This window comes from Burkholderia sp. D-99 (assembly GCF_011605345.1).
Classification (GTDB): Bacteria; Pseudomonadota; Gammaproteobacteria; order Burkholderiales; family Burkholderiaceae; genus Burkholderia.
Genome location: NZ_JAAOXM010000003.1, coordinates 649,231 through 673,166, shown reverse-complemented (window position 1 = coordinate 673,166; position 23,936 = coordinate 649,231). Strand labels below are relative to the sequence as shown.

The 23,936-nt window shown below is 66.2% G+C and carries 20 protein-coding genes and 1 riboswitch; of the genes, 14 read left to right on the top strand and 6 right to left on the bottom strand.

Annotated elements, in window-relative coordinates:
• Nucleotides 1-24: 24 nt before the first annotated feature.
• Together HAV18_RS17140 and HAV18_RS17135 are read right to left on the bottom strand one after the other, a co-directional pair.
• A complete protein-coding gene (locus HAV18_RS17140; RefSeq protein ID WP_166957799.1) occupies nucleotides 25-1,491 on the bottom strand; it encodes a M81 family metallopeptidase in 1,467 nt (488 codons plus the stop codon).
• Nucleotides 1,492-1,617: 126 nt separating this feature from the next.
• Nucleotides 1,618-2,610, bottom strand: a complete 993-nt coding sequence (locus tag HAV18_RS17135; protein ID WP_166957797.1) for an ATP-binding protein — start codon at nucleotides 2,608-2,610, stop codon at nucleotides 1,618-1,620.
• 262 nt (nucleotides 2,611-2,872) lie between these two features.
• Here HAV18_RS17135 and HAV18_RS17130 point away from each other — a divergent pair, with 262 nt between their 5' ends.
• The 10 genes from HAV18_RS17130 (at nucleotide 2,873) to HAV18_RS17085 (ending at nucleotide 15,222) form a co-directional block, all read left to right on the top strand.
• Complete coding sequence (locus tag HAV18_RS17130) at nucleotides 2,873-5,251, top strand: TonB-dependent receptor (protein ID WP_166957795.1); 2,379 nt, start codon at nucleotides 2,873-2,875, stop codon at nucleotides 5,249-5,251.
• Between the two features lie 19 nt (nucleotides 5,252-5,270).
• Nucleotides 5,271-6,914: a serine hydrolase gene (locus HAV18_RS17125; protein WP_166957793.1), complete on the top strand. Its 1,644-nt coding sequence runs from the start codon at nucleotides 5,271-5,273 to the stop codon at nucleotides 6,912-6,914.
• Nucleotides 6,915-7,829: 915 nt separating this feature from the next.
• Nucleotides 7,830-8,855 (top strand): substrate-binding domain-containing protein, encoded by a 1,026-nt coding sequence (locus tag HAV18_RS17120; RefSeq protein WP_166957791.1) that lies wholly within the window; start codon nucleotides 7,830-7,832, stop codon nucleotides 8,853-8,855.
• 68 nt (nucleotides 8,856-8,923) lie between these two features.
• On the top strand, nucleotides 8,924-9,952 hold the full coding sequence (locus HAV18_RS17115) for an ABC transporter substrate-binding protein (RefSeq protein ID WP_166957789.1): 1,029 nt from the start codon (nucleotides 8,924-8,926) through the stop codon (nucleotides 9,950-9,952).
• Nucleotides 9,953-9,969: 17 nt separating this feature from the next.
• Nucleotides 9,970-10,794 (top strand): ABC transporter permease, encoded by an 825-nt coding sequence (locus tag HAV18_RS17110; protein ID WP_166957787.1) that lies wholly within the window; start codon nucleotides 9,970-9,972, stop codon nucleotides 10,792-10,794.
• Between the two features lie 10 nt (nucleotides 10,795-10,804).
• Nucleotides 10,805-11,695 carry an ABC transporter permease gene (locus HAV18_RS17105; RefSeq protein ID WP_166957785.1) on the top strand — a complete coding sequence of 297 codons (891 nt, stop codon included), beginning with the start codon at nucleotides 10,805-10,807 and terminating at the stop codon, nucleotides 11,693-11,695.
• Nucleotides 11,696-11,708: 13 nt separating this feature from the next.
• On the top strand, nucleotides 11,709-12,740 hold the full coding sequence (locus HAV18_RS17100; RefSeq protein WP_166957783.1) for an ABC transporter ATP-binding protein: 1,032 nt from the start codon (nucleotides 11,709-11,711) through the stop codon (nucleotides 12,738-12,740).
• Nucleotides 12,741-12,827: 87 nt separating this feature from the next.
• Nucleotides 12,828-13,652, top strand: a complete 825-nt coding sequence (locus HAV18_RS17095; RefSeq protein ID WP_166957781.1) for a phosphodiesterase — start codon at nucleotides 12,828-12,830, stop codon at nucleotides 13,650-13,652.
• 18 nt (nucleotides 13,653-13,670) lie between these two features.
• Nucleotides 13,671-13,937, top strand: a complete 267-nt coding sequence (locus HAV18_RS17090; protein WP_208101972.1) for a hypothetical protein — start codon at nucleotides 13,671-13,673, stop codon at nucleotides 13,935-13,937.
• 85 nt (nucleotides 13,938-14,022) lie between these two features.
• Nucleotides 14,023-15,222, top strand: coding sequence for an MFS transporter (locus HAV18_RS17085; RefSeq protein ID WP_166957779.1), 1,200 nt, complete (start codon nucleotides 14,023-14,025; stop codon nucleotides 15,220-15,222).
• Between the two features lie 21 nt (nucleotides 15,223-15,243).
• Here the strand turns inward: HAV18_RS17085 and HAV18_RS17080 are convergent, their stop codons facing one another.
• On the bottom strand, nucleotides 15,244-16,488 hold the full coding sequence (locus tag HAV18_RS17080; protein ID WP_166957778.1) for an EamA family transporter: 1,245 nt from the start codon (nucleotides 16,486-16,488) through the stop codon (nucleotides 15,244-15,246).
• A 501-nt stretch (nucleotides 16,489-16,989) separates the two neighbouring features.
• Between HAV18_RS17080 and HAV18_RS17075 the strand changes: the two genes are divergently transcribed.
• From HAV18_RS17075 to HAV18_RS40175, 3 genes are all read left to right on the top strand, one after another.
• A complete protein-coding gene (locus HAV18_RS17075; protein WP_166957909.1) occupies nucleotides 16,990-17,346 on the top strand; it encodes a type II toxin-antitoxin system RelE/ParE family toxin in 357 nt (118 codons plus the stop codon).
• Nucleotides 17,343-17,624 carry a helix-turn-helix domain-containing protein gene (locus HAV18_RS17070; protein WP_166957776.1) on the top strand — a complete coding sequence of 94 codons (282 nt, stop codon included), beginning with the start codon at nucleotides 17,343-17,345 and terminating at the stop codon, nucleotides 17,622-17,624. Before HAV18_RS17075 ends, HAV18_RS17070 begins: the two co-directional genes overlap by 4 nt.
• A 248-nt stretch (nucleotides 17,625-17,872) precedes the next feature.
• Nucleotides 17,873-19,570 (top strand): methyl-accepting chemotaxis protein, encoded by a 1,698-nt coding sequence (locus HAV18_RS40175; RefSeq protein WP_166957774.1) that lies wholly within the window; start codon nucleotides 17,873-17,875, stop codon nucleotides 19,568-19,570.
• Nucleotides 19,571-19,600: 30 nt separating this feature from the next.
• Here HAV18_RS40175 and HAV18_RS17060 read toward each other — a convergent pair whose 3' ends face one another.
• The 3 genes from HAV18_RS17060 to HAV18_RS17050 form a co-directional block, all read right to left on the bottom strand.
• The gene (locus HAV18_RS17060; RefSeq protein WP_166957772.1) at nucleotides 19,601-20,389 is read right to left on the bottom strand and encodes a molybdopterin-dependent oxidoreductase; all 789 of its coding nucleotides are present in this window, start codon (nucleotides 20,387-20,389) and stop codon (nucleotides 19,601-19,603) included.
• Nucleotides 20,390-20,418: 29 nt separating this feature from the next.
• Nucleotides 20,419-21,051 (bottom strand): cytochrome b/b6 domain-containing protein, encoded by a 633-nt coding sequence (locus HAV18_RS17055; protein ID WP_166957770.1) that lies wholly within the window; start codon nucleotides 21,049-21,051, stop codon nucleotides 20,419-20,421.
• Between the two features lie 87 nt (nucleotides 21,052-21,138).
• Entirely contained in the window at nucleotides 21,139-21,414 is a 276-nt protein-coding gene (locus HAV18_RS17050; RefSeq protein WP_011351498.1) for a pentapeptide MXKDX repeat protein, read from the bottom strand.
• Between the two features lie 268 nt (nucleotides 21,415-21,682).
• Nucleotides 21,683-21,799: riboswitch (TPP riboswitch) on the top strand.
• 124 nt (nucleotides 21,800-21,923) lie between these two features.
• Here HAV18_RS17050 and thiC point away from each other — a divergent pair.
• Nucleotides 21,924-23,855 (top strand): phosphomethylpyrimidine synthase ThiC, encoded by a 1,932-nt coding sequence (gene thiC, locus HAV18_RS17045; protein ID WP_166957768.1) that lies wholly within the window; start codon nucleotides 21,924-21,926, stop codon nucleotides 23,853-23,855.
• Nucleotides 23,856-23,936 lie beyond the last annotated feature (81 nt).

The window sequence follows — 23,936 nt, the reverse complement described above, 5'->3', positions numbered from 1 at the left end:
GCGCCGAACAGCGCCGGCACGTATTCACCGCGACGACGCAAACGGATTCGACACGCGCGGCCAGTAGTCGAGATCACGATGACGATAGTCCAGCTCGGCGAAGTTCATCGTGAGCGCACCTGGCGCGGCGATATGAAAGACGGCCTTCGAACGCGGCGCGAAATCGGTTTGAAAATGCTGCGTCGATTTCACGACCACCAGCTTCTTGCCGGCAAAGTCGATGCCAAGGCCAGTGAACGCGTCCACGCCGAGCACCTGGGTTCGAACGGATATCAGCGCGATGTCGAGCCCGTTGTCCGCTTCCACCCACACGGCCCGGCCCAGCGGTTGCTCGAGACCCATGATGCTTTGCGTATGCCGCTCGACCACGTTGCGCACGGTGACGCGCAGGTCCACCGGTTCTCCGGAGTACACACTGCACTTACCGCCGATGCGCAGATCCAGCGTGGCTCCGACACCCGCGTCCTTGCAGATCTGAATGGCGCCGAGATCCCAGAAGCACCCGATCGCCACATTGGCAATCCGTCGCTCGACCACGCGACGCAGAATGAACGTGCTGTCGCACGGCGCGCCGCCGCCGGGATTGTCCGCGACATCCGCCAGGACGACCGGGCCACCGTCGACCGCCAGCGCTCGATCCAGTCCGGCATCGATATCGAGCCATGCAGGGCGTGTCGCGTCGCGCAGCTCCCAGAACTCGCGTGCCAGTTGCGCCGCCAGCGCCTCGGCCCTGGCGGGATCGCTGTCCGTCACCACCCAGAGTTTCGCGCCGGCTTCCGGCACGTCGCCCCACGGGAACCCGTGGCCGAGCGACACCGACAGCACACCGTCACGCCCTTCGAACGACTGCATGCGCCGGACGAACCCCGCCATCGGTTCGCTGGTGGTGTGCCACGCACCGACCATCCGGCAGTCGAACACGCCGGTCGTCGGACGGATGCGTCCGGCAGCCATGTCGAGCGTCAGCCGATAGGCGTCGCGCGCCCGATCGACGGCGTCGATATGCGGATACTCCTTGTAAGCGATCAGGACATCGGCCGACGCCTTCATCAATTGCGTGAAATGGCAGTGCGGGTCGAGCGTGACCGAGATGGGAACGTCGGGGCCGACAATCGCGCGAACGCCGGCGAGCAGATCACCTTCACAATCGTCGTAACCCTCTGCCACCATCGCGCCGTGCAGCAAAAGAATCACGGCGTCCAGCGGCAATGCCGCCTTGATGCCATCGAGGATCTCGTCCCTCAGGGATTCGTAGACCGCGCGAATCGTGCGGCCGGACGGCTGGGCTTCGGCACACAGACCTTCGACGATGTCGTGACCGTCACCCTCGGCGAGGCGCCGCACTTCCGCGAGCACGTGCCCCACGCCGTCGGGCTCGCGCACACTCGCGTCGCCATGAAAAATCGTGAACTCTTCGAAGCCGCCCCATCCGGTCGGGCACGGGGCAAAGGTATTGGTTTCCGTCGAAAGCTGAGCCGTATATATCTTCATGACGAGGTCTGCCGAGTCGGGTTGAAGGACGTGAAACGACTATAAGCACACGCTATTTCCGCTTTGTGAGCAATCTGTATCAAGCGTGAAACAGAGCAGCGCCAACGGTCGATCCGTCCGCCCGCCCTATCGACGCGGTAACGTGACCTGCGCCACCAGCCCGCCTTCCGGACCGTTGCGCAATACCAGCTCCCCGCCGTGACGCTTCACGACGTCGTTCGCGATGGCAAGGCCAAGCCCCGTCCCGCCCGTGTTCCGGTTGCGAGAACTCTCCACCCGGTAGAACGGCTCCAGGGCCCGCTCCAGTTGCGCCTCCGGGATGCCCGGTCCGTGATCGGCAATCTGGATCCGCACACACGACGCCGCGTCGATCAGGTGGATGTGCGCGTCTTCACCGTACCGAATCGCGTTGGCAACCAGATTCGTCAGGCAGCGTTTGAGGCCGAGCGGTTGAGCCGAGATCGGCGGCACCTCCCCGCTGATCGTCACCTTTTGGCCGTGTTCGGCCGCATCTTCCGCGATGGCATCCACCAGTGCATTGATATCGACCGGACTGAACGCCTCAACCACTTCTTCATTGCGCAGAAACGACAAGGTGGCCTCCAGAAGCTGCGTCATCTCGTCGATATCGTCTCTGAGCCGATCACTCAATTCGGCATCCTGAGCGGATCGAAGGCGCAGCTTCATGCGTGTCAGGGGGGTGCGCAGATCGTGCGACACGGCGGCGAGAAAGCGGTTGCGCTCGCTCATTTGCCGCCGCAGCGACGCCTGCATCGTGTTGAACACGCTGGCGGCCTGACGCGCCTCGACGGGGCCGATTTCATTGATGGGCGGCGCATCGATATTCCTCGACAGTTCAGCGGCCCCTACGGCCAGCGTGCGGAACGGGGCGGCCAGCATGCGCGCGCCGATCCAGGACGAGATCAGTGCCGGCATCACCTGGATCATCACCGCGGCGCCCCACTGCAACGATGCGCTCATCCCGGGAGGCGGTTTGAAGGGAGCGGTGCTGTAGAGCTTGAAGAGCAGCAGGCCAGCGCTGATCTGCATCACGAGGATGATCGAGATCATCACGAAGAACAGGCGATAGAAGGCTGAATCGAAGCGGGGTTTGTGCATGGTCCTGGCCGACAGCGAGCGATGGCGTCGATTATCGCCCGTGAATGTAGGGGCCATGTGAGCCGTTTATTGCAAACCCGAAACATGTCTGCGTCCCGCGTCCATCTCGCCTGCCCGCGTGGCCGCCCTTCACCCTCACCAATCGTTTGTATCGCCGACGATACAAACGCCACATGAACCAGAAATAACCGGCACTTACCGTTCCCCCTGAGTTGCGCTACACGGCATCGCGTTCAGTCGATCGCACAATCAGGAGGAGACAATGATGAAGGTGAAGAACCGGACGAAGCACCCGGCGGTTTCGGCAACGCTACCGCTGCGACACGGCGGACGTTACGCCCCGCTCTTCGTCGGACCGGTATTCGGGTTGGCATCGTTGGGCGTGCACGCGCAGGAACAGGCGCAAACACCCATGCAGACTCAGCAGGTCGCCGCGCCTGATGCGGCATCCGCTGCGACACCTGCCGCTGCGTCCGGCGCCGCGGTGCCGAATGTCCCTCCGGCGGAGGTGACGAAGGCGAAAGGCAAGGATGGCGCGACGCTCAATACCGTGGTGGTGACCGCGACACGCCGACGTGAGCCGGCTCGCGAAGTCCCCATGCAGGTCAACGTACTGTCGGCCGACGAACTGCAGAAGAGCGGCGCGAAAACGATGTCCGACTTTCTCTCCTCGGAGCCGGGTGTCGACTTGAACGCCAGCGGCGGCAGCGGGTCCGGTCAGGTCAGTATCCGCGGCGTGACGACGGGTGTTCAGACCGGGCCGACGGTCGGCATGTATGTCGACGATGTCGCGTTCGGCGGCAGCACGCTGTTCTCCCAAAGTGCGACGTTCGCGCTCGACATGAGCCTGCTCGACCTCAACCACGTCGAAATCCTGAGAGGCCCGCAGGGCACGTTGTATGGCGCGGGAGCGATGGGCGGCTTGCTGAAATACGTGACCAACGAACCGGACCCGAGCCAGTTTTCCGGGCAGGTCGGCACCGGCGTGTCGGGAACGGCGCATGGCGGGGTGAGCGGGACGGCCAACGCCGCGCTGAATATCCCGCTGAAGACCGACGTTGCCGCGCTGCGTGTCTCCGTGTTCGGGCAGCACGATGGCGGGTATGTCGACGCAGTGGGCCCCCAGGCGGACTCCCACATCGATCGCGGCGACACCTACGGTGCTCGCGCGTCGTTGCTGCTGACGCCGACCCGGGATTTGACGGTCCGGCTAACCGCGCTCTCGCAAAACATCAATCGCAACGATCCGAACTACGTTGAATATGGCGCCGACGGCAAGCCGGTCTGGGGAGACCTGACCACGCGACAGTTCGCCCCGCAGCCCTTTCATCAGAACATCCAGCTCTACTCGGCCGGGATCGAATACGAACTCGGCTGGGCGCGCCTGAACTCGATCACGTCGTATCAAAGGGTCAACACGAGCGCGCCGCAAGACCTGACCGGCGTCTATGGGCCGCTATTCGCCGCCCAGGGGCTGGACCTGGGTTCGGTGGTCGCCAAGGATGTGGCGACCACGAACAAGGTGACCCAGGAGTTTCGCCTGACGTCGCCGGGCAACCAGCGACTCGAGTGGCTGGCCGGACTCTTCTATACGCACGAGCGCAGCAATATGAGCCAAGGCTTTCTGACGACGTTGCCCGATGGCTCGCCCGGCCCGAACCTGTCGGAGCTCCAGGCGCCCAGCACGTACAACGAGTACGCGGCATACGGCGACCTGACGTATCACCTCACGCCGCGCCTTTCGCTGACCGGCGGCGTCCGGATCGCCCACAATACCCAGACCTACGAACAGACGACCTACGGTACGCTCGCCGGCCCGACGCAGACCATCTCGGCCCCGTCGTCGGACACCAGCAAGACCTACATGTTAACCGCGCGCTATGCGCTGACCGCCAACAGCAATGCGTATGTCCGCATCGCCAGCGGATACCGGCCCGGTGGCCCGAATGCCCTGCTGATCGATCCGCTCACCGGCATGCGCGCAGCGGGTAGCCCGACCTTCGCGCCCGACACGCTGTGGAGCTATGAGGCGGGCTACAAGGCCGACCTGCTCGACAAGCGGCTATCGCTGGAGACGTCGGTCTACGACATCGAGTGGAAGAACATCCAGCAACTCGGCACGGTCGATGGCGTCAACCAGGTCATCAACGCCGGCAACGCGCGAATCAAGGGCCTGGAGTTCGCCGGCACGTTCCGCCCCAACCCGCATTGGAATTTCAGCGCGAACCTGTCGCTCATCGACGCCAGCCTGACGACCGGCAATGCGAGCGCGGGTACGACGGCGGGCGCGCCACTGCCGAATTCGGCGAAGTTCGCCGCTACGCTCTCGGGCACCTACCTGTTCAGCGCACACGGGTATCCGTCGTATGCGGGTATTACACAGCGATTCGTCGGCCGACGTCATAGTGGGTTCGACGCCAGCTCGGGCCGGCCGGATTACCCGTTGCCGGGCTACGCGATCACGGATCTGCAAGCGGGCGTGGACTTCAAGAAGTTCAGCCTGGCGTTCTATGTTCGCAACCTGTTCGACCGTCGCGCGTTGATCGCGGCCGGCACTTCGCTGATACCGATGGGCGGCCCGGCGCTCGTCAGCGTGATTCAGCCGCGCACGATCGGCGCAGCGCTTACTGTTCCGTTCTAAATAATATGGACAACTTACAATGAAACCAGAATCACAAGACATCGTCGCGCAACTGGATGCGCTGTTCGAACGCTTCAACAAGTGCGATGAACCCGGCCTCGTCGTGGCCGTCGCGCATCGAGGCGAAGTGCTCTACCGGCGAGGCTTTGGCATGGCAAGCCTGGAACACGGCGTAGCCAATACGCCGGCCACACGCTTGCGCATCGGCTCGACGAGCAAACACTTCACCTGCCTCGCCGCACTCCTGCTCGCCGAGGACGGCAAGCTCGACATTGACGCCGGGATTCGCACGTACCTGCCCGAGCTGCCGCTGCTGGCAGGCGACCCCAGCTTGCGCCAGCTGATGACGCATACGGGCGGCTACCGCTGCTATCTCGATCTCACGCTGCTTGCGCAAGGTGTCGCGACGTTGCCGCGCGGTGGCGTGCTGGCGGCCGAAGTCCGGCAACGCGACGTCAATTTCCCGCCGGGCGAGCGGATGATCTACTGCAACGGCGGATATCACCTGCTGTCGCTCGCGATCGAGCGGGTCAGCGGCATCCCCTTCGAGACCTTTCTGAAGGAACGCATCTTCGACGTGATGGGCATGGTCGATACGGAGTCGGTCGCCGACGACATGCGCATCCGCCCGCGCATGACGACCCAGCATGTGCCCGACGGAAAAGGCGGATTCATGCGCGGCCTCTTTCCGTCGTGGGAAGTGCTCGGTGAAGGTGGGATCGTGTCGACGGTCGACGACATGCTGCGCTGGCTCGCGCATCTGCGCGGCCCCAAGCGTGTCGGCAGTGAAGCAAGCTGGCGCCAGATGCTGACCAAACCGCACTATTCGAGCGGCGCGGAAGGCGTCTACACCCTCGGGCTGATGCGCACACCCCATCGCGACGTGGAGGTGCTGCACCATGCCGGCGGTGTGTTCGGCGGCACCTGCCAGATGTTGACCGTGGCCGAGCACGCACTGGACGTCATCATTCTCACCAACGGCGCGGCAGCCAATGTGGTTGAGCTGGCTACGCAGATCGTCGATATCGTTCTGGGCGATGCCATCCTTGGCGCAAAACCTGCCGCGCCCCTGCAAACTGCCGGGCACGAAACCTTGCTCGGCAAGTACCACTCGCGTGCGTCCGGAACGTATTGCGTGATCGACGATCACGACGGGCAAGTCAACGTGAGCTTGCATAACGCCAGACAGATGCCTCAGCCGCTCATCGAGACGGAGGCCGGATTGCGCGTCGAAGAAGGGGCAGGCGGAACGCTGCTGATCAAACCTTGCGCGTCGACGGCCGCGGCACGTGTACCAGCGATCGAACTGGTGGACTGCGGTCACGTGGAGACGCTCGAGCGCTTGCCCGATCACACCCCGTCGCTCTCCGATGCGTCGGCCGGTCTGGCGGGCACGTATCACGGTCACGATGCTGCGGCACGCGCAACGATCGCCGTGACGAACGGTGAACTCACGCTGACCATGCACGGCGTCGCAGGCTGTGTCGGCTACCGGCTGGAACCCGTGGCCGACGACATTTTCACGTTCGACCCTGCCGGTCAGATGGCCGTCATGCACGGCGTCCTGGCGGTAGAACGCGTGGGTAGCGAAGTGACGCGCTTTCGCATCGACACGTCGCGCACGCGCAATCTGACCTTCATGCGCGAGAGGTGTGATTCATAGACATCACGTCACTTCATGGTGCGACGTTTGCGTTGCGTGGTGGAGATTGCGGCTTCGGCAGGACGCGCGAGTTCCACCACGCGCCGGTGATGGCTCGGCGTGACGCCGCCTGAGACCGGCCTGCCGGTCGACTTGATGCGTCGCTGATGACGGTGGCTTCGCCGTTCGGTCGACGGCAACCACACCCGATACAACGCCACAAAAACAAAAAACCCGCGAGTGCATTGCTTCTCGCGGGCTTTCGTCCCTTCATCGAATCGCGCTGAAAGCGATCATGGTGCCGGGGACCGGACTTGAACCGGCAAGCCAATTAAGGCGGCGGATTTTCGTCACACTGCTTCTTTCAAAGCCGGCGTCGCGTGCGCGATGCCGTTCGTGCGCTGGACTATGCCTTCACCGTCGCGCGCGGGCGTGCCTGCTCTGCCCATGCGCCTTAGGCGCCCCCCGTCTAGTCTCTACACCTTCCTCGCGGGACCCGCGAGGCTTGGCTCGGCGTTGCCTCGATGCGCACATCAGGGGTTTCGCCGAATTTGAAGGGTTCTGCACCGACCGTTTCCGACCGGGCACTCAATCGTTTAAGTCCGCTATGTTTACCAATTTCATCACCCCGGCAAGAGGGCGGACGCGATTCTACCATTGCTTGCCCGTGCGTTCCCTTATTCTGCGGCGCCACATGGCGACACGCCCCGACGCCGCACGGATTCATCCTTCGTAATCGACACCGGCACGCCGCCGCCGACGATATCCTCCCGCGCCGCAACATCCCCGATACAATCGAGTCCGCGTCATCCGGCGGCCCTATCCGTCAGACGTTTGTATCGCGCTTTTTGCGAAACAAGCGTCGCCAGCGTCATCGCGCAGTCACAAACGTTTTCGATAATTTTCCGGCCGAAAACGTTTACATCGCGCTACTTCATGACCTCGACCATCAAGGATGTCGCTGCCCTCGCGGGCTTCTCGATCGCCACTGTCTCACGCGCGATCAACGCACCGCATACCGTCAGCCCCGCCACGCTGCAGACCATCCGCACCGCGATCGACACGCTGCAGTTCCGCCCGAGCCCGCTCGGCCGGCAGCTGCGCGGCGAGCGCACGCGGCTCGTGGGCGTCGTTCTGCCAACATTGTCGAACCCCGTGTTCGCCGACTGCCTGCAAGGTATCGACGAACTCGCGACCGCGGCCGGCTTCAAGCTGATCCTGATGACGACCGAATACGATGCGGCGCGCGAGCGCCACGCGATCGAGACGCTGCGCGAGCAGCGCGTCGAAGGGCTGATCCTCACCGTCGCCGACGCGGATACGCACCCGCTGCTCGACATGCTCGACCGCGACGGCCCGCACTACGTGCTGATGCACAACGACACACAGCGCCGCCCGTCGGTATCGGTCGACAACCGCAGCGCCGCCTATGACGGCGTGCGGCTGCTGACCGCGCGCGGTCACCGCCGTGTGCTGATGCTGGCCGGCTCGCTCGCCGCATCGGATCGCGCACGCCAGCGTCATCTCGGTTATGCGCAGGCACTCGAGGAAAGCGGCGTCGCCACGCTGCCGCCGGTCGAAGTCGACTTCAACGCACCCGAGCTGCCCGATGCGGTGCTCGCGCATCTCACCGCGCACGCAACGCGCCCGACCGCCCTCTTCTGCAGCAACGACCTGCTCGCGATGGTCGTGATGCGCGGCCTGCGCCGTGCGGGCTTCTCGATCCCGGACGACCTGTCGGTGCTCGGCTTCGACGGGATCGCGATCGGCGAATTGCTCGCGCCGCCGCTCGCGAGCGTCGCGACGCCGAACCGCGACATCGGCCGCCACGCGTGGCAACGTCTCGTCGAATGCATCGGCGGCGCAGCGATCGAACGCACGTCGCTGATCCTGCCGCACGTGGTGCGCGACGGCGCGACGGTCGCCCCGCCAGCCGCCGACCTGCAATTGCGCAAGGCCTGAACGCACGCCACACCGCCACGCACACAACCACACCACCCCAGCGCCTCACCCTCGCCCGGAGACCTACCGTGTCCTTTCGCTTGACCTCGCTGCTGCGCGCGCTCGCCGCGCCGCTCGCCTGCGCCGCGCTCATCGCCGGCGCGCCCGCTGCCCATGCCGATGAAACGGTGATCTGCTACAACTGCCCGCCCGAATGGGCCGACTGGGCCGCGCAGATCGCGGCGATCAAGCAGAAGACCGGCATCCGCGTGCCGTTCGACAACAAGAACTCGGGCCAGTCGATCGCGCAGCTGATCGCCGAGCAGAAGAGCCCGGTGGCCGACGTCGTTTATCTCGGCGTGTCGTCGGCCTTCCAGGCGAAAGACAAGGGCGTGATCGCACCGTACAAGCCCGCGCACTGGAACGACATCCCCGCGAACCTGAAGGACCCGCAAGGCTACTGGTTCGCGATCCATTCGGGCACGCTCGGCTTCTTCGTGAACAAGGACGCACTCGACGGCAAGCCGGTACCGCGCTCGTGGGCCGATCTGCTGAAGCCGGAATACAAGGGCATGGTCGGTTATCTCGACCCGTCGAGCGCGTTCGTCGGCTATGCGGGTGCGGTGGCCGTGAACCAGGCGCTCGGCGGCAGCCTCGACAACTTCAAGCCGGCGCTCGACTGGTTCCGCAAGCTGAAGGCGAACGCGCCGATCGTGCCGAAGCAGACTGCGTATGCACGCGTGCTGTCGGGCGAGATTCCGATCCTGCTCGACTACGACTTCGATGCGTATCGCGCGAAGTACAAGGACAGCGCGAACGTCGAGTTCGTGATCCCGAAGGAAGGCACGATCGCGGTGCCGTACGTGATGAGCCTCGTGAAGGGTGCACCGCACGACGCGAACGGCAAGAAGGTGCTCGACTTCGTGCTGTCCGACGAAGGCCAGAAGCTTTGGGCCAACGCTTATCTGCGACCGGTTCGCGCGCAGGCGCTTGGCGCCGACGTCGCGTCGAAGTTCCTGCCGGCGAGCGAATACGCCCGTGCGAAATCGGTCGACTTCGGCAAGATGGCGGCCGGCCAGCAGGCATTCGGCCAGCAGTACCTGCAGGTGATGCAGTAAGCGGCCGGACATCATCGATGCTTGACCTGACCTTCCCGCTACGCTGGCGCGTCGCGCTCGTCGCGCCGGCGCTCGCGGTGTTCGCCGCCTTCTGGCTGCTGCCGATGGCGGCGCTCGTCCAGGTGTCCGCCGACGGCGCGTTCTTCTCGCACTACGCGGCCCTGCTCGGCAATGCACGCTACATGAAGAGCCTCGGCGAGACCGTCGCACTGTCCGCGGGCGTCACGCTCGCGACGCTCGCGCTGTCGACGATCTCGGGCCTCCTGCTCGCGCGCCGCGAATTCGGAGGCAAGCGCGTGCTGCTCGCGCTGCTCACGTTTCCGCTCGCGTTCCCGGGCGTCGTCGTCGGCTTCATGGTGATCATGCTCGCCGGGCGACAAGGGTTGATCGGCATGCTGTCCGCGAAGCTCACGGGTGACAAGTGGGTATTCGCGTACTCGGTCGCGGGGCTGTTCATCGGCTACCTGTACTTCTCGATTCCGCGCGTGATCGTCACCGTGATCGCGGCGGCGTCCAAGCTCGACGCGTCGCTCGAGGAAGCCGCGCGTTCGCTCGGCGCGTCGCCGTGGCGCATCTTCGTCGACATCGTGCTGCCGGCGCTCGCGCCGGGCCTGATCGCGGCGGGCGCGATCTGCTTCGCGACCGCGATGGGCGCGTTCGGCACCGCGTTCACGCTCGCCACCGACCTGAACGTGCTGCCGATGACGATCTATACCGAGTTCACGCTGAACGCGAACATCGCGACGGCGGCCGGCCTGTCGATCGTGCTCGGGATCGTCACCTGGGTCGTGCTCGCACTCGCGCGCCGCTTCACCGGCCACACCGCCGCCGCCGCGGCCTGAGGATTCCTGCATGCAATCGCTTTCCGGCTCTTCCACGCCGTCGCCCGCTCCCGCGCAGGCGAACGGTGTCGCCCGCCGCGCGCCGCGCGTCACCGGCGCGCGCGCGATCGCCGCGCTGCAATGGGGCGTCACGCTGCTGCTGTGCGCGTTCCTGATCGTGCCCGTCGTGATGTCGGTGCTCGCGGGCCTCACCGTCAACTATTTCCGCGGCCTGTCGAGCGGCCTCACGCTGCGCTGGCTGGAACAAGTGTGGCAGCAGTATCACGGCTCGGTCGCGCTATCGCTCTACGTCGCGTTCGCGACGCTCGCGATCGTGCTCGTCACCGGCGTGCCGGCCGGCTATGCGCTCGCGCGCAGCAAGAGCCGCGTCGCGCGCGCGATCGAGGAGGCACTGGTGCTGCCGGTTGCGCTGCCGGGCCTCGCGTCGGCGCTCGCGCTGCTGGTCGTGTACGGCGGCTTCACGGCGTTCCGGATGAGCCTGTGGTTCATCGTCGTCGGCCACGTAGTGTTCACGCTGCCGTTCATGGTGCGCGCGGTCGCGGCCGTCGCGGCCGGTGCCGACCTGCGCACGCTCGAGGAAGGTGCGGCCAGCCTCGGCGCATCGTTCGTCACGCGCTTCGTCACGATCGTGCTGCCGAACCTGCGCCCCGGCATCGTCGCGGGTGCGCTCGCGGTGCTCACGCTGTCGATCGGCGAATTCAACCTCACGTGGATGCTGCATACGCCCGACACCAAGACGCTGCCGGTCGGGCTCGCCGATACCTATGCGTCGTTGCGCCTCGAAGTCGGCAGCGCATACACGATCCTGTTCCTGCTGATGACGCTGCCGCTGCTCGTCGCGATGCAGTGGCTCGGTGTCGATCCGTCCGGCACGCGCGCGCTCAAGAAGCGCTCGCGCTGAATTTCTCGCAGACATGAAACTCGATTCCACCCCCATCACCCTGACCCGCTGCGCGAAGACGTTCCGCGGCACGCGCGTGCTCGAACCGCTCGACCTGTCGATCGGCGCGGGCGAAACGCTCGTGCTGCTCGGGCCGTCGGGCTGCGGCAAGACGACGACGCTGCGCCTGATCGCGGGCCTCGACACGCCGGACGCCGGCGGCACGATCGCGTTCGGCCATGACGACGTGACCGCGCTGCCGATCGAGCGCCGGCAGGTCGGCATGGTGTTCCAGAACTACGCGCTGTTTCCGAACCTGACGGTGCGCGGCAACGTCGGCTACGGGCTGAAGATCCGCAAGACCGAGCCGCGCGCGCTGCGCGAGCGTGTCGACGAACTGCTCGCGATGATGCGGCTCGACGCGCATGCGGACAAGCCGGTCGACCAGCTGTCGGGCGGCCAGCGCCAGCGCGTCGCGCTGGCTCGCGCGCTGGCGGTGCGCCCCCGCGTGCTGCTGCTCGACGAGCCGCTGACCGCACTCGACGCGAAGCTGCGCGACACGCTGCGTCGCGAGATGAATACGCTGCTGCGCGAACTCGGCGTGACGACGGTCTACGTGACGCACGATCAGGCCGAAGCGATGGAACTCGGCGACCGGATCGTCGTGATGGGCGCCGGCCGCATCGAACAGATCGGCACGCCGCGCGACATTTACTACCACCCGGCCAATCGCACGGTCGCACAGTTCATCGGCACGCTGAACCGGCTCGCCGGGCAATGGCGCGACGGCACGCTGGTGACCACGGGCGGCGCGATCGCGACGCCGCACGCCGCCGACGAATGGTTCTTCCGCCCCGAGGATGCGCAACTCGCCGATCCCGAGCATGCGCCGCTGCGCGGCGCGGTCAGTGCGTGCGCGTTCCTCGGCGAGCGCACCCGGCTCACGATCGAACACGCGGCACCCGACGCGCTCGTGATCGACGTGCCGGGCCGCATCGCGCTCGCGCGTGGTACGGCGGTCGGCCTCACGATCGCCCCGGAAGGCCTGATCGCGCTCGGCGCGTAATCCGTCGTTCGGGCATCATCCATGCAGCACCCCACCGCGGCGCGCAACGACGCCGCGACAACAATCAGACGATTCCGAGGAACGACGATGCTGCTTGCTCAAATCAGCGATCTCCACATCAAGCGTCCGGGACAGCTCGCGTACCGGCGCGTCGACACCGCGGCCGCGCTCACGCGCTGCATCGAAAAACTGAACGCGCTCGTGCCACGCCCCGACGCCGTGCTCGTCACCGGCGACCTGACCGATTTCGGCCACGATGAAGAGTACGGCAACCTGCGCGGGCTGCTCGCGGCGCTCGAGATTCCGTACTACCTGATGATCGGCAATCACGACGACCGCGCCGGGTTGCGCCGCGCGTTCGCCGATCGCGCCGAGCTGCAGGAAGGCGAATTCGTGCAGTACGCGCTCGACGTCGGCGCAGTGCGCGTGCTCGCACTCGATTCGCAGGTGCCGGGCGCAAGCCATGGCGACCTGTGCGATGCACGGCTCACCTGGCTCGCCGCACAGCTCGACGCCGCGCGCGACCGGCCCGTGATCGTCGCGCTGCATCACCCGCCGTTCGCGGCGGGCATCGGCCACATGGACAAGCTGCGCCTCGCCCCCGCCGCCGCCGCGAAACTCGACTCGCTGCTGCGCGGTCATCCGAACGTCGAGCGCGTGCTGTGCGGCCACGTGCATCGCACGATGTTCACGCGCTTCGGCGGCACGCTCGCGGCCGCGGTGCCGTCGCCCGCCCATCAGGTCGCATTCGACCTGCGAACCGACGCGCCATCCGCATTCCGGCTCGAACCGCCGGCGTTCGCGGTCCATCGCTATGCGCCCGATACGGGAATGACGTCGCACCACGTGTATGTCGATGAAGGCGCCGGGCCTTATCCGTTCTATGAACCGACGGGCGAGCTGGTCGACTGATGGAGTGAGGAACGCACGATGACCGGTGGCGGCTGGCCGGTTTTGCCGGTCGCGCCGATTCTGCCGTTCTGCCGTTCTGCCGCTCTGCCGCTCTGCCGCTCTGCCGCTCTGCCGTTCTGCCGTTCTGCCGTTCTGCCGTTCTGCCGTTCTGCCGTTCTGCCGTTCTGCCGTTCTGCCGTTCTGCCGTTCTGCCGTTCTGCCGTTCTGCCGTTCTGCCGTTCTGCCGTTCTGCCGATTCTGCCGATCTGCCGCCCGTCCGGCAGGATTCACATCGCTCCGGTATGATCGCCAGCCTTGACCGGCACCTCGCCCGCCTGCGCACCCGACGCGTGCGCCGCGCGCCGCGCCGCCCCACTCCGTCCGCGCAGCCATGTCCACCGCCTCCACCGACCATCCGACCGACGCCGCCTCGCCCCACTATTCGCGCAGCCTGCTGTTGCTGCTCGCGACGATCGCGGGCGTGTCCGTCGCGAACATCTACTACAACCAGCCGCTGCTCGACAGCTTCCGCTCGGCGTTTCCCGACGGTGCTTCGTGGATCGGTGCAGTGCCGACCGCGACGCAGCTCGGCTATGCGGCCGGCATGTTCCTGCTCGCGCCGCTCGGCGACCGCTTCGACCGCCGCAGGCTGATCCTGATGCAGATCGCCGGCCTGTCGATCGCGCTGATCGTCGCGGCCACTGCGCCGTCGCTGGCCGTGCTCGCCGTCGCGAGCCTCGCGATCGGCGTACTCGCGACGATCGCGCAACAGGCCGTGCCGTTCGCCGCCGAGATCGCGCCGCCGGCCGAACGCGGGCATGCGGTCGGTACCGTGATGAGCGGCCTGCTGCTCGGCATCCTGCTCGCACGTACGGCCGCCGGCTTCGTCGCCGAGTATTTCGGCTGGCGCGCCGTGTTCGCCGCGTCGGTCGCGGCGCTCGTCGCGCTCGCCGCCGTGATCGTGCTGCGCCTGCCGCGCAGTTCGCCGACGTCGACGCTGCCGTACGGCAAGCTGCTCGGCTCGATGTGGCATCTGGCGGTCGAACTGCGCGGGCTGCGCGAGGCGTCGCTGACGGGCGCCGCGCTGTTCGCGGGATTCAGCGCGTTCTGGCCCGTGCTCACGCTGCTGCTCGCCGGCGCGCCGTTCCATCTCGGCCCGCAGGCAGCCGGCCTGTTCGGGATCGTCGGTGCGGCGGGCGCGCTCGCGGCACCATACGCGGGCCGCTTCGCGGACAAGCGCGGCCCGCGCGCGATCATCTCGCTCGCGATCGCGCTGCTCGCGCTGTCGTTCGTGATTTTCGCGCTGTCGGGCTCGAGCCTCGTCGGGCTCGTGATCGGCGTGATCGTGCTGGACGTCGGCGTGCAGGCCGCGCAGATCTCGAACCAGTCGCGCATCTATGCGCTGAAGCCCGAGGCGCGCAGCCGCATCAACACCGTGTACATGGTGTGCTATTTCATCGGCGGCGCACTCGGCTCGTCTGCCGGCGTGGCCGCATGGCACGCATTCGGCTGGATCGGCATGTGCACGACCGGGCTGGTGTTCACCGCGCTCGCGGGCTGGTTCCACCACCGCGGCGGCCGGCGCGGCTGAACGCGACCGGCCACGGCGGCGTCACGCGTCGGCGCGGGGCACTGCCGGTTGGGCGGCGGGCGGCGGCGCGAACGCGGGTGCCGGTTCAGCGATGGGCGGCGATGCGAACGCCGGTGCCGGTTCAGCGATGGGCGGCGACGCGAACGCCGGTGCCGGATCGATGACCGCGGCAGGATCCATCACGGCAGCCGGAGTCGGCACGGCCAGCGGGACGGCGGAAGGCGCCAGGATCGGCGCCGCATCCGGCACCGCGATCTGCTCGGGCGCGGATGAAGGCTCCGCCGTCGACGTGGCCGCCACGGCCGCCGAACTGGCGGCGGCCGCGCGCGCCGCGGGCCGGCGCGCCGGATCGAACACGAACGACAGCCCGACGCTGCCGAGGATCGCGACGGTCGCGACCACGGTCGCCATCGTCACCGGCTCGCCCAGCAGCAGCGCACCGAGCGCGACCGCGACGATCGGGTTCACGTACATGCAGCTGCTCGCGATGATCGGGCTCGTGTGGCGGATCAGGTAGCCGTACGCAACGTACGCGACCATCGTGCAGAACACCATCAGGTACACGAACGCGAACACTGGCCCCGCCATCACGTGCTCGATGCGCTCGCCGATCAGCCAGGCGACGAGCGTCGAGATCATGCCGCCCAGGCCGATCTGCAGCGACGTCGACAGAAACAGGTCGGACGGGAGCTTGAGCCGCGTCGCGAGATGCGCGCCACCGGCCCAGAACAGTGCGCCGGCCAGCACGCAGATCGTGCCGAGTGCCGAATTCTGCGCCGCCGCGCCGCCCGAGTTCAGCACGACGATACCGACCATCCCGAGTGCGACGGCCCCCCACTCGCCTTTCGTGACCGGCCTCCCGGCGACCGCCGCGATCACGGTCGCGAACAGCGGCACCGTGGCCACCATCACCGCGGCCGAGCCGCTGCTGACCGAACTGATCCCGAGCGCGATCGTGCCGGACGACAGCGCGACGAGCATCGTGCCGACAATCCCCGCATTGCGGATTTCGAGCAGCGTCGGCCATTCGGGCTTGCGGCGCAGCGCGAAGATGAACAGACCGATCCCGCCGAGCAGGTTGCGCAGCCCCGACAGCAGCAGCGGCGGGAACGACTGCAGCGCGAAATGCAGGCCGCTGTAGGTCGAACCCCAGACGAAATAGATGAAGACGAGCGACAGCGCCACGCGGCCGCCGCGGCTTTGCGGCAGGCGGATCCGGAACGAGAAGCGGGCGAAGAAGTCGAGGAGGCGGTCGAGCGGCGTCATTGCGCAGCCTCCCCGCACGTCGCGCCGCGCGCTCCGCTGAAAGACGCCGGCGATGCCGGCAAACGGCCCTGACAGGACCGGGAAGGCAGAGCGAACGTGCGGAACGACATGGCAGTGCGAACGGCGACGAAAGAGAACCGGCAAGCGGCGGCAGAGGGACAAAAAAAATGCGCGCAACCGCTTCGGCTACGCACGCTCGGCATTATGGCATCAAGGATTCGAAAGCATCGCAGGACCTGTCTGAAAGGATCACGAATGATGTTTCCGCGCGACATTTTTCGGCCGGCGAACGGGTGAAATCGGGGGCCGGATACGTCTCGCGCATGCGTTGCCGGTACCGACCCGCCCCGCCGCCAACGGCAATCCGTCGCGCTCGAACCCGATATCGGCCGAACGGCCAGTCCTGCCCGCCGGCCACCGCTTTCCCCTTATCGTGACGGTCGGCTCACGCGCAGCCTGCCCTGCGCGACCTTCCTTCGAAACCTGCACCACTGATACAAAATTTTCTATAACCCAACCATTCTTCCGCCAAAGCCGGTTGTTTTCGTCGGCAGCGCGCTCGCCGATCTTCGCGGCTTTCCGCTGCCCGCGCGCCGCGAAGCCGGCCACCAGATCGACCAGGTGCAACGCGGCCTGGCGCCCGACGACTGGAAGCCGATGCGCACCGTCGGGGGCGGCGTGCGGGAAATTCGCCTGCGCGATGCGAGCGGCGCGTTCCGGATCATTAACGTCGCGACCTTCGCCGACGCCGCCTACGTGCCTCACTGCTTCCGGAAGCATTCGGCGCGCAAGACCAAGGCCGATATCGAACTGGCTGCCCGGCGCTATCGCGCGCTGACGATGGAGAGGAAACGATGACCAACGAACGTCATGCAAGCGTCTGGGACGCAATCGAGGGCCAGCCGGCCGAAGCCGAGAACATGAAGCTGCGATCCGAACTGATGATCGCGCTCAAGCAGCGCATCGCGCAGCTCGAGCTCAGTCAGGCCCAGGCCGCGAAACAGCTGGGCATCACGCAGCCGCGCGTGTCCGACCTGATGCGCGGCAAGATCAATCTGTTCGCGCTCGACACGCTCGTCAACATGGCGACGGCGGCCGGCCTGCGCATCGAAATGCGGGTGCGGGAATCGGGCTGACTCGCGGCGCGACACGTCCGGCCGAACCGGTCATTCGAAAGCCGTTTGGAGCTTGCCCGAAAGGCTGTCCACTGATGTTATTGCGCGACGTCGAATATTTGACCCGATTGATTCGATTTTCCTAATGTCGCGGGTCTCGCTGCCGTATACCCGGCCATCAACCCTGTCCGCATCATGGATTCCTGTCTGACGAATACGTCGATGCGGGCCGGGACATGGCAGGTCTTTTCTCACATGGGTAGCGGGGCATGAACAAGCTGACAGGCAGCATCAAGTTCAAGATCGTGGTCGCATTCGCCGCGTGCGTGATCGTGATGATCGCAATCGGGCTGGAGGGCATACGGGGGCTCGCGACGCTGAGTTCGGACATGAGTTCGATGTACACCGACAGCACGGTGCCGATCGAGGATCTGGCGGGCACCCAGGCGGGTGCGCTGCAGATGCGCGTCAACCTGGAGCTGCTCGTCACGACGCACGACGCGGCCGAAGCGAAGACGATCGCCGAGCGCATCCGCGACCGTGAGAAGAAGATGCTGGCCTCGTGGAACGACTACTACCCGGCGAAGGTGACGGCCGCCGACGAACGCAAGGTCGCGGACCGCATCGCCGGCCAGCTCGGCGATTTCCGCTCGCTCGCGTCGAGCGCGCTCGGCGCGGCGGAATCAGGCAACGCCGGCGCGATCGCAGCGGCGCTGGACAAGGTCCGCCCGCTCGGCAGCGCGCTCGCCGACGGCATCGACGAGGACATCGCGATCAACGCGAAGCAGGTCAAGGATGCGGCCGACCAGGGCAACGACACGTTCCACATGCTGCTGTGGGCGTCGCTCGGCACCCTCGCGATCGGCGTGGCCGTCGCGACCGGCGCGTGGCGGTACCTGCAGCGCGCGATCACCCAGCCGCTCGGCATCGCGATGAACACCGCGCAACGCATCGCCGACGGCCATCTCGAGAACGGGATCGAGACCCGCTCGAACGACGAGTTCGGCCATCTGCTGGACGCGCCGCGCCAGATGGACACGCAGCTCGCGCGCGTCGTGCGCGGGATCAAGACGTCGAGCGACTCGATCCTGACCGCGTCGAGCGAAATTGCCGCGGGCAACATGGACCTGTCGTCGCGCACCGAGGAACAGGCCGCGTCGCTCGAGGAAACCGCCGCGAGCATGGAAGAGCTGACCGCGACGGTCAAGCAGAACTCGGAGAACGCGCGCCAGGCGACGACGCTCGCGACCAACGCGTCGGACGTCGCCGACACCGGCAGCGAAGTCGTCGAGCGGATGCTGTCGACCATGCACGACATCACCGCGAGTTCGACGAAGATCGCCGACATCACCGGTCTCATCGAGAGCATCGCGTTCCAGACCAACATCCTCGCGCTGAACGCTGCGGTCGAAGCCGCGCGCGCCGGCGAACAGGGGCGCGGCTTCGCGGTCGTCGCGGGCGAGGTGCGCAGTCTCGCCCAGCGCGCGTCCAGCGCCGCGAAGGAAATCAAGGATCTGATCCAGCAATCGGTCGAGACGGTGCGCGACGGCTCCGAGCAGGCGGAAGCGGTCGGCCGCACGATGGGTGACGTGCGCCAGGCGATCCGCCGCGTCGCCGACATCAACGCCGAGATCTCGGCCGCGTCCGACGAGCAGAGCCGCGGCATCGAGCAGGTCAACGTCGCGGTCGGCCAGATGGACGAAGTCACGCAGCAGAACGCGGCGCTCGTCGAACAGGCGTCGGCGGCCGCGCAATCGCTCGAACAGCAGGCGGCCGAGCAGAAGCGCGCGGTCGCGGTATTCAAGCTCGCCGGCGACCCGGCTGCGGCTGCCGCCGCGCCCACGCACGGCACGCCGAAGGCCGCGCGCCGCCCTGCCCCCGCACGCGCCGCCGCGCCGCGCACAACGGCGGCACCCGCACTCGCGATGGCGGGCACGTCGGGCCGCGACGACTGGGAAACGTTCTGATCGCGCGTAAGCGGCCCGCGTGCGGGCCGCTTACGACCCGCCGAACCAGTTGTATCCCTGGTCGACCCAGTAGCCGCCCGGAAACGTATCGGTCACGAAGATTTCCATGATGTGCTTCGGGTTCTTGTAGCCGAGCTTGGTCGGCATCCGCAGCTTCATCGGGAAGCCGAATTCCGCCGGCAACCGGTGCCCGTCGTATTCGAAGGTCAGCAACGTCTGCGGATGCAGCGCGGTCGGCATGTCGATGCTCTCGTAGTAGTCGTCCGCGCATTTGAAGCCGACGTACTTCGCGCTCGTGTCCGCGCCGACGCGCTGCAGGAAGGCACCGAACGGCGTGCCGCCCCAGCGGCCGATCGCGCTCCACCCTTCCACGCAGATATGTCGCGTGATCTGCTCCGCGTGCGGCAGCGCATACAGTTCGTCGAGCGTCCACACGCGCTTGCCCGTCACGCGGCCGGACAGCACGAGCCGGTACGTCGACGCATCGACGTGCGGCACGTCGTCGATCCCGTAATACGCGTTGAACGGGAACGGTCGCGTGATGTCGGCTTCGGTGTAGGTCGGTGCGAGCCGTTCGCCGCTGAACAGCCACGCCTGCACGCGGTCGTTCATGCGCGACACCGTCTCGAGGAACGTGTTGACCGACGCGTCGTCCTGCAACGTGCAGCCGGTCAGCATCGCCAGGCCGCCGAGCGTCAGCACGCGCCGGTTGAAAAGCCGCCTCGACGGCATCTCGAGCTCGCGGCGCACGTCGAGTTCGAGCGACTTCCGGTCGAGCGTCCAGCGCGAACCGTCGCGCTTGTATTCGGATTCCGACATGATGATTTCCTTCGCCCGCGGCTCGCGGGTCAGCGGCCGCGCAGCATCGCGAGCAGCGAGCGCGGCACCAGCAGCGCCATTGCGACGTGGACGACAAAGAATGCGACGAGCAGCGACATCGCCCAGAAGTGCACGACACGCGCGTTGTCGTAGCCGCCGAACAATTCGCGCAGCAGCGGGAATTGCACGGATTTCCAGATCGTGAGCCCCGACAGCACCAGCACGACGAGATCGATCATCGCGGTCAGGTACGCGGCACGCTGCACCGCGTTGTAGACGCTCAGGTCGGCGTGTGACAGCCGCCCGCCCAGCGCGGCACGGATGTCGCGCCATATCGATGCCGGCGTGACGGGCAGCATCTTGCGCGCGAGGCGCCCCGTCACGATCGACATCGTGAGGTAGAACAGCCCGTTTGCGACCAGCAGCCACATGGCCGCGAAATGCCATTGCAGCGCGCCGCCGAGCCAGCCGCCCAGCGTGATGCCGTGCGGAAACACGAACGGCGGATAGATCGGCGACGCGTCGTAGATGCGCCAGCCGGACAGCGCCATCAGGATCGCCGCGAGCGCGTTGAGCCAGTGGCTCGCGCGCACCCACAGCGGATGAATCGGGCGCGCGGGCGGCGTGGCGGCCGCGCGGCCGGTCGCAGGAACGGTTTGCATGATGAAGTCTCCCGGAATGGGTCGACGAAACGCAATGCGGGCGGCCGCCGTGCGACGCACGCGCCGGCCGCGCCGCGTCTGCCTCCGTCAGTTCGACGGCGCCATCTTGTCGCCCGACGGCTTGCCCATCTCGTCGTGCGACATCGCGTCCTTCTTCATCGCGTCTTTCTTCATCGCATGCTTCTTCATGCCGTCCTTCTTCATCGCGTCGTGGCCCATTGCATCCTTGGCCATCGCGTCGTGGCCCATCGCGTCCTTCGACATCGACGAACCTGGCTGCGACATCGCGTCGTTCTGCGCATATGCGCCCGTGGCGATCGTGGCGAAAGCGGCGACGCAAGCGGCAATCAGTACTTTTTTCATGACATCTCTCCAAAACATGGGTTTAAGGAGCCGAATAGACGGACGACGTCGCGGGAAATGACAGCCGCTGCGAAAATTTTTTTGAGGTTGCGCGAAAACGCGTCATGTTGCGCCGCTTCGCCGCGGCCGGCCAAGCCGTGCGGCCATGCGGCAGCGACGCGCGCTGCCATTTCGACGGGCCATCGCACCGCCCGCCATGCTGCGGCCGCACCGGGATGGCCGATCCTCTCCCGGTTGAAACCGCCGCCAAGCCAGTGTATCGTGTGCGCTGCTAACGCGGGGGTCCTGCAATGCGTTCGGTCAAACAACCGGCATTGCGGGTGAGAAATACCCTTTGAACCTGATCTGGATAATGCCAGCGCAGGGAAGCGTACGGATTTCGCCGCCATCCTTCTGACGAAATCCGCCGCCTCACCAAGCCTCGTCTCCTGCTTAGCTCGAGCCCCACATACGTCAAGGGCTCCGGGCAAGCGCCGAAGCGCCTGTCCGGCGCTCACACAGGAGATTGCATGAACGCCAATCCGAAGTTTCTGTCCGCCGACGCTCATGTCGATGCCGCGGCCGTCGCCCCGCTGCCGAATTCCCGCAAGGTTTATGTAACCGGCTCTCAGCCCGACATCCGCGTGCCGATGCGTGAAATCACGCAGGCCGACACGCCGACCGGCTTCGGCGGCGAAAAGAACCCGCCGATCTACGTGTACGACACGTCGGGCCCCTACACCGATCCGGAAGCGAAGATCGACATTCGCGCGGGCCTGGCCGCACTGCGTCAGGGCTGGATCGAGGCACGCGGCGACACCGAAGTGCTCGGCGGCCTGTCGAGCCAGTACGGCCTCGAGCGCGCGGCCGACCCGGCCACCGCCGACCTGCGGTTCCCGGGCCTGCACCGCAACCCGCGCCGCGCACAAGCCAGCAAGAACGTCACGCAGATGCACTACGCGCGTCAGGGCATCATCACGCCGGAAATGGAATACATCGCGATCCGCGAGAACCAGCGCCGTGCCGAGTACCTCGAAAGCCTGAAGGCGAGCGGCCCGAACGGCGCGAAGCTCGCCGCGATGATGGGCCGCCAGCACCCGGGCCAGGCGTTCGGCGCAACGGCCTTCGGCGCGAACGCGCCGGCCGAGATCACGCCGGAATTCGTGCGCTCGGAAGTGGCGTGCGGCCGCGCGATCATCCCCGCGAACATCAACCACCCGGAATCCGAGCCGATGATCATCGGCCGCAACTTCCTCGTGAAGATCAACGCGAACATCGGCAACTCGGCCGTCACGTCGTCGATCGGCGAGGAAGTCGACAAGATGACGTGGGCGATCCGCTGGGGCGGCGACACGGTGATGGACCTGTCGACCGGCAAGCACATCCATGAAACGCGCGAGTGGATCATCCGCAACAGCCCGGTGCCGATCGGCACGGTGCCGATCTACCAGGCGCTGGAAAAGGTCAACGGCAAGGCCGAGGATCTCACCTGGGAAATCTTCCGCGACACGCTGATCGAGCAGGCCGAGCAAGGCGTCGACTACTTCACGATCCACGCGGGCGTGCGCCTGCAGTACGTGCCGCTCACCGCGAACCGGATGACGGGCATCGTGTCGCGCGGCGGCTCGATCATGGCGAAGTGGTGCCTCGCGCATCACAAGGAAAGCTTCCTGTACGAACACTTCGAAGAGATCTGCGAGATCATGAAGGCGTACGACGTGAGCTTCTCGCTCGGCGACGGCTTGCGCCCCGGCTCGATCTACGACGCGAACGACGAAGCGCAGCTCGGCGAACTGAAGACGCTCGGCGAACTCACGCAGATCGCATGGAAGCACGACGTGCAGGTGATGATCGAAGGCCCCGGCCACGTGCCGATGCAGCTGATCAAGGAGAACATGGATCTCCAGCTCGACTGGTGCAAGGAAGCGCCGTTCTACACGCTCGGGCCGCTCACCACCGACATCGCACCGGGCTACGACCACATCACGTCCGGCATCGGCGCCGCGATGATCGGCTGGTTCGGCACCGCGATGCTCTGCTACGTGACGCCGAAGGAACACCTCGGCCTGCCGAACAAGGACGACGTGAAGGAAGGCATCATCACGTACAAGCTCGCCGCACACGCCGCCGATCTCGCGAAGGGCCACCCCGGCGCGCAGGTACGCGACAACGCACTGTCGAAGGCACGCTTCGAGTTCCGCTGGGAAGACCAGTTCAACATCGGTCTCGATCCGGACAAGGCGCGCGAATTCCACGACGAAACGCTGCCGAAGGATTCGGCGAAGGTCGCGCACTTCTGCTCGATGTGCGGCCCGCACTTCTGCTCGATGAAAATCACGCAGGACGTGCGCGAATTCGCTGCGCAGCAAGGTGTGTCGGAATCCGAAGCGCTGAAGAAGGGGATGGAAGTCAAGGCGGTCGAGTTCGTCAAGACCGGCGCCGAGATCTATCACCGTCAATAAGCACGCGCGGCGATCCCCACCGGATCACGACGCGATGTACGAAGCCCGCTTTCGAGCGGGCTTTTTTTCGCATGTAGCGTA